Annotated in this window: 15 protein-coding genes and 1 pseudogene; 12 read left to right on the top strand and 4 right to left on the bottom strand. The window is 35.4% G+C overall.

Features of this window, described 5'->3' with window-relative positions; genetic code table 11:
* Positions 1-13: 13 nt before the first annotated feature.
* From HF196_RS00995 to HF196_RS00970, 6 genes are all read left to right on the top strand, one after another.
* Entirely contained in the window at positions 14-457 is a 444-nt protein-coding gene (locus HF196_RS00995; protein WP_168455428.1) for a hypothetical protein, read from the top strand.
* 591 nt (positions 458-1,048) lie between these two features.
* The gene (locus HF196_RS00990) at positions 1,049-2,605 is read left to right on the top strand and encodes a proton-conducting transporter transmembrane domain-containing protein (protein ID WP_168455427.1); all 1,557 of its coding nucleotides are present in this window, start codon (positions 1,049-1,051) and stop codon (positions 2,603-2,605) included.
* A complete protein-coding gene (gene ffh / locus HF196_RS00985; protein WP_168455426.1) occupies positions 2,590-3,927 on the top strand; it encodes a signal recognition particle protein in 1,338 nt (445 codons plus the stop codon). Before HF196_RS00990 ends, ffh begins: the two co-directional genes overlap by 16 nt.
* Before the next feature lie 418 nt (positions 3,928-4,345).
* The gene (locus HF196_RS00980) at positions 4,346-4,492 is read left to right on the top strand and encodes a hypothetical protein (protein WP_168455425.1); all 147 of its coding nucleotides are present in this window, start codon (positions 4,346-4,348) and stop codon (positions 4,490-4,492) included.
* 17 nt (positions 4,493-4,509) lie between these two features.
* Positions 4,510-4,779 (top strand): hypothetical protein, encoded by a 270-nt coding sequence (locus HF196_RS00975; protein WP_168455424.1) that lies wholly within the window; start codon positions 4,510-4,512, stop codon positions 4,777-4,779.
* A 177-nt stretch (positions 4,780-4,956) separates the two neighbouring features.
* Entirely contained in the window at positions 4,957-5,190 is a 234-nt protein-coding gene (locus tag HF196_RS00970) for a hypothetical protein (RefSeq protein ID WP_168455423.1), read from the top strand.
* A gap of 605 nt (positions 5,191-5,795) precedes the next feature.
* On the opposite strand, the gene HF196_RS00965 is transcribed toward HF196_RS00970, so the two are convergent.
* Together HF196_RS00965 and HF196_RS00960 are read right to left on the bottom strand one after the other, a co-directional pair.
* Positions 5,796-6,218: a GNAT family N-acetyltransferase gene (locus tag HF196_RS00965; RefSeq protein WP_246198570.1), complete on the bottom strand. Its 423-nt coding sequence runs from the start codon at positions 6,216-6,218 to the stop codon at positions 5,796-5,798.
* Positions 6,206-6,949, bottom strand: coding sequence for a GNAT family N-acetyltransferase (locus tag HF196_RS00960; protein WP_168455422.1), 744 nt, complete (start codon positions 6,947-6,949; stop codon positions 6,206-6,208). The genes HF196_RS00965 and HF196_RS00960 overlap by 13 nt, the downstream gene beginning before the upstream one ends.
* Positions 6,950-7,709: 760 nt before the next feature.
* Here HF196_RS00960 and HF196_RS00955 point away from each other — a divergent pair.
* The gene (locus tag HF196_RS00955) at positions 7,710-8,894 is read left to right on the top strand and encodes a multidrug effflux MFS transporter (protein ID WP_168455421.1); all 1,185 of its coding nucleotides are present in this window, start codon (positions 7,710-7,712) and stop codon (positions 8,892-8,894) included.
* Positions 8,895-8,907: 13 nt separating this feature from the next.
* On the opposite strand, the gene HF196_RS00950 is transcribed toward HF196_RS00955, so the two are convergent.
* Positions 8,908-9,681 carry a hypothetical protein gene (locus HF196_RS00950; RefSeq protein WP_168455420.1) on the bottom strand — a complete coding sequence of 258 codons (774 nt, stop codon included), beginning with the start codon at positions 9,679-9,681 and terminating at the stop codon, positions 8,908-8,910.
* Positions 9,682-9,876: 195 nt separating this feature from the next.
* Entirely contained in the window at positions 9,877-10,956 is a 1,080-nt protein-coding gene (prfA, locus tag HF196_RS00945) for a peptide chain release factor 1 (protein ID WP_168455419.1), read from the bottom strand.
* Between the two features lie 115 nt (positions 10,957-11,071).
* Between prfA and yihA the strand changes: the two genes are divergently transcribed.
* The 5 genes and pseudogenes from yihA to HF196_RS05860 form a co-directional block, all read left to right on the top strand.
* Complete coding sequence (yihA, locus tag HF196_RS00940; protein ID WP_369799943.1) at positions 11,072-11,668, top strand: ribosome biogenesis GTP-binding protein YihA/YsxC; 597 nt, start codon at positions 11,072-11,074, stop codon at positions 11,666-11,668.
* 4 nt (positions 11,669-11,672) lie between these two features.
* A complete protein-coding gene (argB, locus tag HF196_RS00935) occupies positions 11,673-12,581 on the top strand; it encodes an acetylglutamate kinase (RefSeq protein ID WP_168456236.1) in 909 nt (302 codons plus the stop codon).
* A 76-nt stretch (positions 12,582-12,657) separates the two neighbouring features.
* Complete coding sequence (gene dut / locus HF196_RS00930; RefSeq protein ID WP_168455417.1) at positions 12,658-13,119, top strand: dUTP diphosphatase; 462 nt, start codon at positions 12,658-12,660, stop codon at positions 13,117-13,119.
* A gap of 108 nt (positions 13,120-13,227) precedes the next feature.
* Entirely contained in the window at positions 13,228-13,872 is a 645-nt protein-coding gene (locus tag HF196_RS00925; RefSeq protein WP_246198568.1) for a hypothetical protein, read from the top strand.
* A 220-nt stretch (positions 13,873-14,092) separates the two neighbouring features.
* Positions 14,093-14,217 (top strand): annotated as a pseudogene (locus HF196_RS05860) (IS982 family transposase); the annotation flags it as partial.
* Positions 14,218-14,238 lie beyond the last annotated feature (21 nt).

Here is a 14,238-nt window from a genome sequence, read left to right as displayed (position 1 = left end):
TTAAGGTAATATTATGACATATTATTTAACATTAAAGTTTCCAAAGGAACAATATTCCATAGATAAAAGCAGTAATGAGTTTTCGACAAAAGATAGCGAAGGCAATAGATTTATCATTATTGCAGATAGTGACCAAGAAGGAAAATTTTCTTTTTGTAAAGATGAAGGTGGTGAGTGTAAGTTTACACAACACTATAACGTTAAAGATCCAAAAATATATAACAATGACACTGATAATGCTGATTATGTAAATGTTATTATGGAAGACTATGGTGAAAAAGATTTCCAAAGCAGAATATTAGGCGAACTAAATAAGTATAACATTCATTATGAAGTAGTAAATGATGGTAAAACGCAAGATGATGTCAATGTGCTACATAGTTCCTCAGTGGATGACTACATGGCACAGGAAGATGCTGATATACTTTATAGTTCTTTAGCAGATCTTGCAATCTAATCTTCATTACAACTATCTTGAAAAACTTCCGTCATTCCAGCACATAGTGCTAGAATGACGACTATCAAACTGCACCTCCTCTGTTGTCTCAATACCTTGCCTGATATGCCAATACACATATATTATTAATAACCTTATGTTATAATAATTATTTTGATGTAGGTAACATGAAGCTAAGATAATTTTACGCTAGCTATAGCTAACGCAAGAAAGATTTACCAAAGGGCTCAAACACGCCTGTTGCCTTGATATTGTAATTGTGCCTCTATACTACTCCAGGTAAATCTTTCTTGTATTAGCTATGAACTTTATTTCAAAAAGTAAATAATTTACTAACGCCCGTGCACAAATTTAAAACATATTGTGCACGAGTGTAGTACTATAATTTGAGCGTGTTATATTGAGGCTTACCTCACTATTAAAGCTATCGGTCAGATTAGATTAAAAACCTAATCTGACCGGTTTTCCTAACCCTCTAACCCTGGTACAATTATAGGGTAATTAGTTTAATTAGTAGTTAAAAAGCAATTACATGTAAATTGATTTTATCTATTTATTCAAGTAAAATAAACCATATTGGCTTAAATCATTGTGCAGTTTTATAAATTTTTACTGTTACTTCTACTGACTATATTAATAGTTACAGCTCTAAAATTACCTGAGAATTTAAATACAATAGTAAATTGGTTTCATCCTGCTCTAAACTTCGGTTTATCCTCTCACATTATGTTAATATCCTTCCTATCGGCTGCATTTTTAATTGTTTTACCGGCAAGAAACTTGAGCTTTTCAGAAATGCTATCTTTTTTTGCTTACACTGTCAGTTCGTTATGTGCAATGTTATCTAAACAGATGATATCGGCCATAATATTTTGTGAATTAATGGCCATCAGCGCGTCTTTTATCATTGCAGCCGGCAGTAAAGATAGCGGACCTGCAATAAGATATGCTTGTGTACACTTTTTTGTCGGAACTATACTAACAGCAGGATCAGCAATTCAAAGCTCTAACTTAATAGCCATAGGTTTATTAATAAATTGCGCTTGTTTTCCTTTCTCGTTTTGGGTTGTGGATGCATATCCTGCTGCATCGTTGCACGGTGCATCATACCTTTCTCTATTTACTACTAAGGTTTCCTTTTTAGTAGCAATCCTGCATACCAATCTTTGGCAAGATCATGCTGAAATATTAGCACTCTTGGGCACTATTACTGCGATCTATGGAATTGTATTCACCTCTCTTGAACAAAACATTCGTAGATTTTTAGCCTACAATGTTGTAGGGCAAATGGGTATGTTAATTATAACGGGAAGTTTACTTAGCCGTTCAGAAAATGCTGCATCACTACTTGCATTCAATATAGTTTTTTCCATTGCTTACCAATTGTTGCTTACTGCTGTTGCTAACTCTACTATCTTACGGACAAAGGCAGTGAATTTCAATAGAGTGGGTAAATTCATGTCAGTGGAAGGAATGTATGCTTTAATCGCAGTACTTACAATGGCTGCATTTCCTGGGACTGCTGGCTTTATTAGCAAATCATACACCTCAGTTGAAATCGAGGCGAGTGGTACTAACTTAGCATTGTACAAAAACTTATACAAAATTCTAAATTTATCGCTTTATTTAAGCGTAGGGCTCAAATTCCTCTATTACATATTTATTGTAGAAAGTAAGTCAAAACTTTTAGCAGAGAAAGGGGGGGGAGTGGCTATGATTGTCTTAGCATTTGCATGCGTAATTGCTGGTAATCCTTACTTGCCCATTTACAATAAATCCTCGATTTTTAATCTTGCGTATACCACAAAAAATATTTGGTCACAATTTAATTTACTGCTATGTGCCACTTTGTTATTTATCCCTCTGCGCAAGTTATTTTTGCCGAGAATAAATTTTAAAATGGATATTGATTGGATTTTTAGAGCTTTCATACCCTATGTTGTGTCAATATCTAATAAGTTAATTCTCAAAACTAGGAAAATGTCTACTGGTATACTGCAAAACTTGACTGATTCACTGGCTGATTTATACTTTAGTAACGCCACTAGACTTAAAGAAGTGTTGAGTTATAATTCAGTGAGTTTTATTTCAGCTTCTTCTCTTTTTTTGATGAGTATTCTATTAGTACTATTATGTTTAAGCCATTAACTGAAAGTTTAAATTCTGTATTTAATAAGCTCAGAGGAAAGTCAATCATTTCCGAAGATGACTTTAGCTTTGCTATGCGTGAAATACGTATAGCCCTCATTGAAGCTGACGTTTCCCTCGAAGTTGCAAAAAAGTTTATTAACGACATTAAAGATAAGGTAATAGGGGAAAAAGTTATCAAAAGTATTTCTCCAGCACAGATGATAATCAAAATTGTGCAAGATAACTTGGTTGCGATTCTTGGGTCAGAAAAAAGTGAATTAAATCTAGCAGTCAAATCTCCTGCTGTAATTATGATGATGGGCTTGCAAGGTGCAGGTAAGACAACTACCTCAGGAAAGCTCGCTTTGAAACTAAAAAAACAAAAGAAAAAAGTAATGCTTGCTTCTTTGGATATTTACAGGCCCGCCGCCCAGAAACAGCTCGAGGTGCTCGGCAAACAAATAGATATACAAACTTTACCTATAGTAACGGATGAGGAACCTATTGCCATTACCAAAAGGGCACTGAAAGCGGCAAATCATTATGATGTATTGATACTAGATACCGCAGGTAGGCTTCATATTGACGACAATATGATGAATGAATTGAAAGTTGTAAAGGAAATCGCTTCGCCTGCAGAAGTTATTTTAGTAGCCGATGCGATGATTGGCCAGGATGCAGTGAATATCGCCAAATCATTCAACGAAGCAATAGGTGTGACAGGTATTATTCTTACCCGTGTTGATGGTGATGCGCGCGGCGGTGCTGCTCTCTCTATGAAAATGACAACTAATTGCCCGATTAAATTCATTGCTTGTGGTGAAAAGTTAAGTGACCTTGATGATTTTTATCCTGACAGAATCGCAAAAAGAATACTTGATATGGGTGACGTTGTCTCATTGGTTGAAAGAGCTGCTGAGATCGTTGGTCAAGAAGAAATTGATAAACTGCAGAAAAAAGTAAAAAAAGGCAAATTTGACCTAAACGACTTAGCAGGAATGTTAAAAACCTTAAAAAAAATGGATGGCATCAGCAATATAATGAAATTCATTCCAAGTTCATTTACAAAAAAGCTAAGCAGTGGCATGCCAGATGATAGTAAAGTGAAAAAATATATAGCGATCATAAATTCGATGACTGAAAAGGAAAGACAAGATCCAGATATTCTAAATGGCAAAAGAAGACTCAGAATTGCGAAAGGTTCTGGAACAGGTGTACCAGATGTTAATCTTTTAATTAAGCAGTATAATCAAATGACCTCAATGGTTAATAAGTTCAGTAAGGTTGATCATAGTAAACTCAAAGAATCTGATTTGATGGATATGCTAAGTAGGAAGTGACGCTGATTTGCTTTATGGATGGTGTCATCCGAGTAGCGGACACTGGGATCCGGTTACAGTGTTGAACAAAATATCTTAGAGTTTAAGAGAACAATTCCTAAGAGACTTTTACATCCAAAAAGAGGCAAATCGTGTTAGTGCTGTTTGAGTAAGCTAACCGTTTTAACCTGAACTATGGATTAGCTTGATGCAAACTTCTGAAATTCTGAGTTTTTTTCTGCATTAATTTTAATAGCATAAAATCATTTTTACTTCGGATATTTGTAAATTGCTGATATTCAATACTTTTCAACCAGCAATTGGTATTAGCAAACTTTCTGTTATGTATGGATTATTGATCGTATAACTTGCTGATTTTCTATTCCTTTTTTTGATATTATACTAAATTTCTAATCCATAGTTGGGGTTTGGAGGATTTGTGAGCAAAATTGACCAGGAAGTTACAGAAGAAACAGAGGAAAATGATTCTTCTTCTAGCACAACAGTAGGAACAGTAATATTAGGGGGAGTAGCAGCAGGAGCAGTCGCACTAGTGTCTGCAATAGGAATAGTTCCGCTGCGGTAGGAATAGGCATAGGAGCAGTGATAGCTTTGGCACATTCTATAATGAATAATGATCCAGAGTCAGTAGAAACTGAACATGAGAGAGAGCAAGAGAGAAAAATGCGAGTGGCAGCAGGATTAACACACCCTGGATCTTATGCATGCACACGTTCAATAGAAAGTGTGAGAAGAGAGTACGAACAAGATCCTGGCTGTTCGGTACAATTTTGTCGAGAACAACAGGAAGCATATTTGCACTTGTCACAATTCGTATCAATAATTTTCATGATGCATCAATTCAACCAGTAAAACAAAGCCTCTATTCGCCTTCTTTTGAGGAACTAGGAATTAAAATGGATGATAAGTGTACTGCTGTTACTCGTGGGTTTTCCCAGGGTTTGTTTTTTAATCAACACAAATTACCCTTGAATAACACCAGCTTTTAGTAAATTATTTGATGGTTTTGAACAACAGTTAGATTTTCGTATGAGCAGTCTACCTTCGAACTTGATTTGCACTAAGGGCTATAAAACGCTTGGCGATCTATCGAATTATATAACTGGAGTTAAGGGTGATTTTGCTATTCACTTAGTAACAAATAATCACGTTGTTGCAATTTATAGAACAGGTGATAATTATGCTTATTTCGATTGTAATACAGCGTTTGTTTCCGGATTAAAAAGCGTTGACCAGCTTATGCAAGTTGTAAAAAAGGGGTAAAGTCTGCTAAACATAAAGTAGGGAAAAATGGCTTTCTTGTTGAGCAATTTGATGTTGATAGAGTTAACAGTCAATTATCCAGTACAGGATATGAACTGACTGCCAGTGATGGTCAGCAAAAAAGTCAATCATTAGAAGCTACTGATAAAGCAAACAATAAGCCTGAGTTTTATTTGAATGGTATCACGATAAGTGATCAACTAGAAAGGTCAATAAACCATTAGTCTGTTTCTTTCTAAGTAACAAATGCTTCGTCTACAGAAAGACTGGTTGTTTTTGAGATAATATCAATAAAAACACCAGTCTTAAGTAGGTTTTATTAGCTTCAATTTTTTCCTTTTAGGATTTATGTTTTTGGGTAAGTATTGCTACCTGATGTGTTTTTTGTATCTGATCGGCCAGTGGCGTCAGCTTAAGAGCCTACGTCATCAAACTCTCCTAAAGACATGGTGGCGTTGGGCTGCTCTACCTTATCATAACTATAGAGAGAAATTTTATACACAATAACTGACATTTTTCCTTAAGTTGACACCATTGTCTGAACGGGTACGTTCGGGTTACCTATATACAAACCTGTATTTTACTAACGTTAGACATAGCGTATACTACAACACTTTTTTCAAAAATATACATATCGCTCCATTAATATACCCCGGACGTACAAAATCACACTTGTACTCAAGTTTTTCATAAAACCCTCTTGCCATCTGAAAGTTCATGGTTGCAACAGTTGCTATTTTACAGTGCACTTCTCGACCATAACCATGGACTTTTTCCATTAACTGCCTTCCCATACCTTTTCTTCTATAATCGGAATGCACCCAAAGCAGATCAGTGTAAATTGAACCATAGATAACAAAACCGCTACAGCCTGCAATAGTTTGTTTACTATCATCACGGATAAAAAAAGCGAATGGGCTAAACGTGCCCTTATCAGCGGTTTCTTCATTAATTTTTTTGTACAGGAATTCAATATCTCTACTGTTTGGAGACGTAGTATGCTCAATTCTTATTTCTAGCTCCTCCATTCAAAGCACTCAAATTGACCAAACGTACGAAACCCCAGGCGTTCATAGATTCGATATCCTGAATCGCTTGACGCAGAAAGAGTTGCATACTTTATACCAATTTTTCTCGCAACATCCATAAGGTGAATCATCATTTGAGTACCATACCCAAGTCCCCTTTTATTTTCTTCTGTTATTAAGCTAAAAATGCCGGCTGTGTCGCAAAAAATGAAAAGAGTAGCAATGACAACAGGTATATCATTTTCATACCCAATAAACAATTTTTCTTGTTGATTGAGCAGTGGTTCTGTAAGTTTTTCGTAAAAGTTACGTGCTGTTTCATCATATATCTCAATCACTCTGATAAAATGTTCAAGTTGATCTCGATTTAACACCTGCCCTATTCTGATAAGTTGGTTATTGCTGCTTTCAAAACTGGTTAGATCACACAACATGGCATGTTCTTCAGTCTCGGTAATAAAGCCGTACTCCAGCAATTTTCTGCTTAATGCTTTTGACTTAGTTGATGGACTAATCCACCATGCAAAAGGCTGACCTCTAAATTCGTCCATAACGCTTTGAACTTTTTCTTCAAGTCCCGTGCGGTAGTCACCACAAACGATGTTAAACATCGAGGATCCAAGCCCACAATTGATTATTGTAAGAGTATGGTCGACTTTTACCCTGAAGCCTGCAGCTTGAGGTAGATATTTGAAGTGACCAAAAGTATTTTGCTTAATTTTCTCTAGCATATTTTTCTATATGGTTGTGAGGCTATATTAGTGTTTAAATTTGCTATAAGCTTCAACGAAGTCTGCTAGGCAGTATGTAATGTCCTTCTGAATCTTTCAATAAAAAAATGAAGGATGACTGTATAGAAATATATTTGAACATTAAAAATTTTACCAAAGGCAAAAAAATCCCGTGTTAGTGCATAAGGTTTGCCGTCTAATGTCAAAAACCATAGGCGCCTTTTGGTTTTTTATGTGTATTAACGCTTAAGCCTATACAAAGCTTAAGCTAACTGTAAGCGTAGTTTAGAATGCTGAACATAATGGTCCTCCTGTAGAGAAGATTCAGGAAAAGTGAAGCGCAGGAATATATGTGCACCTACAAACCTTTTGCTAGAATAGATACACTTTTTACTGAATTTAATTGTTTAGCGTAAAGCCTGCAGACAAAGATAAATTTTTGAACTCTAAAAATATCTCTAACTTATCATTGTAATTAAGTTTAAAGAAAATGGAAGTAATTTTCTCTATAAAGTTAGGAAAAAATTTGTCTGTTTTTATATTAAGAGGGTGTCTACAAACTAGTAAAATTAAAGAAAATGCTTCATTACTATAACCATAGTAATGACAAGTGGACTGGCGAGGGTTATCAAGTGCCTTTTTTCAGCGCCTTGCTATGCAAGATTTTTCTAATATGTAGAATATTTTAAAATGAGGACGAAAATATTCTTTGCTAAATATTTTAAATACGCTACTTTTGTCTATTAGTTGAAAATTTTAAATGTTACTACCTTTTCTGTTGATCCTATCTTTGATCGCCACGTTTATTGAAATTGATATTTCTGTACCTAGCTTTCCAGACATAGTGCGCTATTTCAATGTGTCGGAAGGTACAATTCAGTTAACTATTGCCTATAACTTTCTGGGTTTTTGCATAGGAGGACTATTTTTTGGTCCATTGTCTGAATGCTATGGTAGGAGGAGAATCATGATCATAGGCAACACTTTGCTACTTGTCGGGGCTGTTGGGTGTGTTTTCGCACCGTCAGTTTTTTGGCTTTTCATCTCTCGCTTTGTTCAGGGCATTGGTGTCAGCACATCCGTGGTTGTATTTGCGATTGTTGCAGACAGCTACAAAGGTGACGAAGCGGTAAAATTCATTGGAATCATGAACTCTGTTCTAACAATCGTCATGGCGATCGCGCCAGTGTTAGGTAGTTTCATCAATGAGATCGTCGGTTGGCGTGGCAATTATGCAAGTGTTGCAGTAATTTGTTTGCTTTCTTGGGCTTTGTTGCTTTTAGCTTTGCCAGAAACGAAAAAGGACCGCGATATTTTTAGTGTGAAAAAAATGATAAAAGACTATGGGAAGCTATTATTGAGTTCAAGATTTATGGCGTCATCTTTGATAATGAGCTTTTTCTCTGCTGCTTATATGTCATTTATCACCTGTGGACCTTTTTTGTATATGGAAACTTTTGGTTTATCTAGCACGATTTACTCACTGCATCAAGGTGCAATAGTCGGGTCCTTCTCTTTTGTCAGTCTACTTACCGGTAAAATTTTGCAAAAACTTGGAGCAATAAAGTGTGTAGCTTATGGCACAGGTGTGATTATGATTGGATCTATATTGCTTTTTATATTTAGTATAACCACACCTTATTCTTTCTACTTAGTAACATTATCTATGGTCATTTTTGGTATCGGTTGCGCAGTGTGCCAGGCAGTGCTTTTTAACGCATCATTGAATGTTTTCCCTGAAATCAGAGGTACAGCTTCTTCTGCAGTTTCATTTCTTAGAGCTTTCATCATGGCAGCCTTTATTGGCTTAACAAGCTGTGTTTACAACGGTCAAGTAATCAGTACAGCTATTCTTGTTTTGTCCGCATCAGTGCTAGCATTTATTTTTACTGCCTATTTGCTGCTTTTAAGGCCTGGAAAAGATGTCGGTACACAGATTTTCTAATCTCCAGTTATTGTCACAATACGCGTTGACGTTTTACTGCTGGCTCTATAATTACTTCTTCTAGTTCGTTAAACTTTTCTAATGTTGAGAGTTGAAGGCTATTTGATAGCTGTTCTCCGGTTGTCCAATAAATCAACTCATCCAATGACTGGGACTCTGAAAGTATATCTTGATATTCTTCCGGTGTTACACTCAAATTAACTGTAGGGGGTTCTATCTCGTGTTGATCGGTTGTCTCTTCTGCAGAGTTTGGAAGGAAATTTGCAGAATTATTTAATGGTAAAAGTCTATTCTGAGTAGGCTTTTTTCTTTGCCTTAACAATCTATGATCTGTATTAAAATTCTTTGCATTAGAGTTTTCTGCTTTAGGCTTCCTTTTATCATTTGAATAAAAACGCTCCAAAATGTGCTTAGCACTAACTGTCGATTTTATCTCTAAATATATCTTGTAATCTTCTTTTTGTTGAGAATTCAACTGACTAAATAGAGTTCTAAATAAAAAAATAGATTGATGAGCAATGACATCGAGTGTGTTAAATGCAAATCCTTTCTTTTCCTGAAACAAATCGTAAAGCACACTAAGTGCTTCATCTCTTTTTATTGAACTCAATATGCAGTACATAACTTTAGCATGACATTTTACTATTGTTGTGTGAAGGTAGCACTGCTTATGATGGTAACTGAGGTCATAAAATGTTTCTCTAAATCTATTTATTTGTCCTTTATAGGCTAGTTTATTTAAGTTTTTCACTACCCTATCACTTATATTATTAGCACTGTTACGCATTTCTTTACCATCACTATTAGTTGATATTGTATTAATATCTGTAAAGAAATCAATGAAAGTATAAAAAATAATTATTATATTTCAGCTATAAAGAGGCTAGAATTGTGATGGCTCTGTAAAAAACTTGAAAAACACTACAATAGAATATGCATGTACCTGCACGCTAAGTGAAATATTGTAGTTCAAAAGATAACATTAACTCTCTCCCGCTAACCTTTCTGCTTCGTTACGTGAAATTAATGCTTCAATAAATTCATCTAGCTCACCTTCTTTTATAACTTGTTCTAGTCGATGTGAAGTTAGATTAATCCTATGATCTGTTATCCTTGATTGTGGGAAGTTATAAGTTCTTATGCGTTCAGAACGATCTCCAGAGCCAATCTGACTTCTCCTCATTGTCGATCTTTCCATTTCTTTTTTTTGTCTTTCAATTTCATATAGTCTTGCTCTTAACACTTTGAGTGCTTTAGCTTTATTTTTGTGCTGCGATTTTTCATCTTGCTGTATTACAACTATTCCTGTCGGCAGGTGAGTAACTCTTACTGCGCTGTCGGTTGTGTTAACTGATTGTCCCCCAGGGCCGCTAGATCTGTAAACATCTATTCGTAAGTCTTTTTCTTCTATCTTGAAATCTACTTCTTCAACTTCGGGTAATATGGCAACAGTAGCTGCCGAAGTGTGCAGCCTTCCCGAAGATTCGGTTTCTGGCACTCGCTGTACCCTATGTACTCCTGATTCAAATTTCAGTCTTGCAAAAACTTCTGTTCCATTAACAAGTGCAGAAGCTTCCTTATAACCGCCTATACCTGTGCTAGAAATACTTATTGGTTCAAATTTCCAGTTTCTTCTTTCCGCGTATTTTTGGTACATGCGAAATAGCATTGCTGCGAACAATGCTGCCTCTTCTCCTCCTGTACCTGCTCTAATCTCTAGTATTGCGTTCCTCGAATCATCTTCATCTTTTGGTAGTAGCGCTAATTTTAGCTTGGTTTTTACTTCTGGTAACAATAACTTTTGCTTTTCGAGAAGTTCTTCTTTTGCTAACTCTTTTATATCATATTCGCTATTTTCATCTTTTATTATTTCCTCTAGGTCTGAAATTTCCTTTTTTAGCGTATCGTACTCATTAATTATCTCAATAATTGGTCTAAGTTCGGAATATTCTTTTGAGAGGCTAATAAATTCTTTTTGACTTAAATCGACAGGATTTTCTAATTTTCCTTCTATATCATTAAACTTTTTCTTTAAATCTTGTAAATTGTTTTCTATGTCCATACGGCTCAAGTCTAATATTTTAACTATCTTAGTAAATAACATATACTTGAAATAAAAAATTTTTTACATCAAGCAATAACATTATAATATACATACTACCTTAGATATTTCTATAATAATGGCAAGAAAGATGACATCAAATAGCAATTTTATATTCGGAGCTTCAGACATAAAATCATTGCCAGATGAATCGGTTCCGGAAATTGCGTTTGCCGGTAGATCAAATGTAGGAAAATCCAGCCTAATTAACTTGCTTATAAACAGCAAAAAAGCTGCCAGAGTTTCTTCTAAACCTGGATGCACTAGACAAATAAATTTTTACTCTATGTATGATGATAAGTTTAGACTTGTTGATCTGCCAGGGTATGGTTATTCTTGTGCGAGCAAAGAAGAAACAATACGGTATTTAGATCTGATTGAATATTATTTAGCTCAAAGAAGAAGCCTAAGAAGAGTGTTTGTGCTTGTAGATAGCAAGGTGGGGCTAAAAGAAATAGACAAAGACTTTATTTATTGGTTAACATATAATAATGTTAACTTTGATGTTGTGCTAACAAAAATAGACAAAGTAGGTCAAAAAAATCTCGACACTACTTTAGAAAGTACTCAAAAATGGATTAGTAATGAAAATGTGTCAATTCATCAAATAAGTACCCGTATTAAGTGTAAAACAACCAAGGTAAGAGATGAATTTTTCAAGTTTACAAGATAAAGGAATGAAGAGCAGTGAATTTTCAAGTGGTGAGGTATCATTTAAGCAAAAAGCGGAAATATTACTTGAAGTGCTATCGAATATACCCAACTTTATAGGGGAAACTTTCGTTATCAAATGTGGCGGTGTAGTAATTTCAGATGAGGTTCTGTTCAATGCTTTTGTGCACAATGTTGTCTTGCTGAAACAGCTTGGTATAAATCCAGTCATAGTCCATGACGGCGAGTGTGAAATTAACTCTGTGCTGAAAACCTTAGGTATCAACAGTAAGTTTGTTAATGATATCAGGCTTACAGACAAAGATACTATGAAAATCATTGAGATGGCACTGTGTGGCTCAGTTAACAAAAAAATTGTCCAGCATATAAATTCTGCTGGTGGCTCAGCTATCGGATTATGCGGAAAAGACGGCAACCTAATAAAAGCCGAAAAAATGAGCACTACGCTTAAGGAAAATGGGTCAAACAATATCGAGAGAATATTAGACATGGGGTTCATTGGTACACCAACCGAAATTAATCCTGATGTGTTATTTTTTATTGAGGAATCAGATTTCATACCAGTTATTGCACCTATCGGCCACGGAGGAAATGGAGAAACGTACCACATTGATGCAGACAGTGTTGCAAGTGCAATAGCAGTTGCAGTTTCTGCATCTAAAATGATAATCTTTAGCGATACAGAAGAAATAGATAGAATTGGTAGTAGGAAAATATCTGTTAAAAATTTAAACACATCGATGAATTGTGGCAAAATTAAAGGAGAAAAACTTATTGAAAAGCTTATAGCGTGTATTAAAATGGTAGAAGAATGTGCTGGAATTGCTCATATAGTTGATGGTAAAACACCTAATATTATAGTTGATTTGTTTACTGAGAGTAACTTTAGTGTGTCAATTGTGAATGATTTGTAGCTGAATGTTGATTGCTGTGCTGTATCACTTTTATGAGTACAATTTGCATGTTATAATTTGAGCTTCGGTAGGTAGAGTGCAAAGAAGTAAAATTAAAGTAGAAGTAAAAAAATTATCGCATGGAGAAGATCTGCCTCTTCCATGTTATACAACCGCGCAGAGTGCTGGTATGGATCTTTATGCAGCACTGGATAGTCCTGTGGTTTTAAATCCACTCGAAAGGTTACTTATTCCAACTGGAATTATAATTGCGGTACCAAATGGTTTTGAAGGACAAGTTCGCCCGCGTTCTGGTCTTGCTGCAAAACATGGAATCACTGTCTTAAATTCTCCAGGTACTATAGATTCTGATTATCGAGGTGAGGTTAAAGTTTGCTTGATTAATTTAAGCAATCAACCTTATGAAATAAAAAGGGGAGATAGGATTGCACAAATCCTTATTGCTCCTGCATTTTGGGTAGTTTGGAATAGTACAGAGGAATTTTGTATAGAAGAAACTGACCGAAATGCAGGGGGGTTTGGCTCAAGTGGTAGGTAATGTAGACAGACGCTGCCTATCAGTTGGTTTTTGCGTAAAAAGTTTCTTGACTAAGGTGATTTTTACATATAACTTTAGTATATTAATGATTTATCAAAGAGGTTAATAATGTCAATTTTGAGAACTTTCAAAAGTCATCGTGGTCAACTCCACAAGACAAATACTGCTCTTGTAGTACTTACTTCAATGTATATTGTAGGTGCAGCAGTAGCACTTTCAGCACCGTATTGGGTGTCTGCAACTTCAGCTTTAGCTCCACTTGCAGCTTTTGCAGCTACACCACTTGGAATAGGTATATTAGCAACTGTTTCTGCTGCACTAATTGGTTTAGCAGTTTATAGCATTATCAGAAATAACGAAGTATCTGCTGTAAAAGCTCCGAAGATTATTAAAGGTATTGATGGTAAACCAGTATTACAGTTCAAAAGAGAAGTGTTCAAAGAAATGGAAAGCTATAAGTATAAAGATGGAAAAGGTAAAGAGATAGAGGGTAAATGTTGGGAACGCAGCTTAAGAGGCAAGCATTACCGTTTTATTTTTGGTGATAAGCCTGACGAAGAGCTAGGCGATACTTTACTCTTACCGGTAGTGTCATTAGAAGTGAAAAAAGACGGTAAGTTCGAAAAAATCGAGCCAGGCAAGCAGATGGCAGAATTAGGTTTTAAAGATAATAATGATTATCAAGAGATCAACACTCATTTAGATAAACTTTTTATTTACGAAGTTTCTGCTGCGGAGCAAACAAGAAAATAAGCAAAAAAAGAGGTAGATTAGTCTGCCTCTTTTGTCCTTCTGAAAAAAATTGCAAGCAATATGCACAGTCATGTGAGTGTTGTGATTTGAGTTTACCAGGAGGGCAGTATCTTTTTTATTATTTAAGCACTGCTTTCCTTGCTGTTTAAACAGCTTCTTTTTTCTGTAATACCAGTGCTTAATACTGGTCACCTAGTTGCATTTTGGCATAAAACGCAGCATGTATCAGCAATCTCCATATAAAAATTCCAAGGCTTTCTATGCCTAACATTTCTCTACAAATCAGAGTTTCCAAAATTGCCTTCATATATTAGGTTTATTGCACTAAAACCTAAGTTAGTGTTTATAGAAATGAGATTTACATTC

The organism is Wolbachia endosymbiont of Ctenocephalides felis wCfeJ, from assembly GCF_012277315.1.
In the GTDB taxonomy this organism is placed as follows: domain Bacteria; phylum Pseudomonadota; class Alphaproteobacteria; order Rickettsiales; family Anaplasmataceae; genus Wolbachia.
The sequence above is the reverse complement of the archived record's forward strand: the minus strand, read 5'-3'. Positions and strand labels throughout refer to the sequence as shown.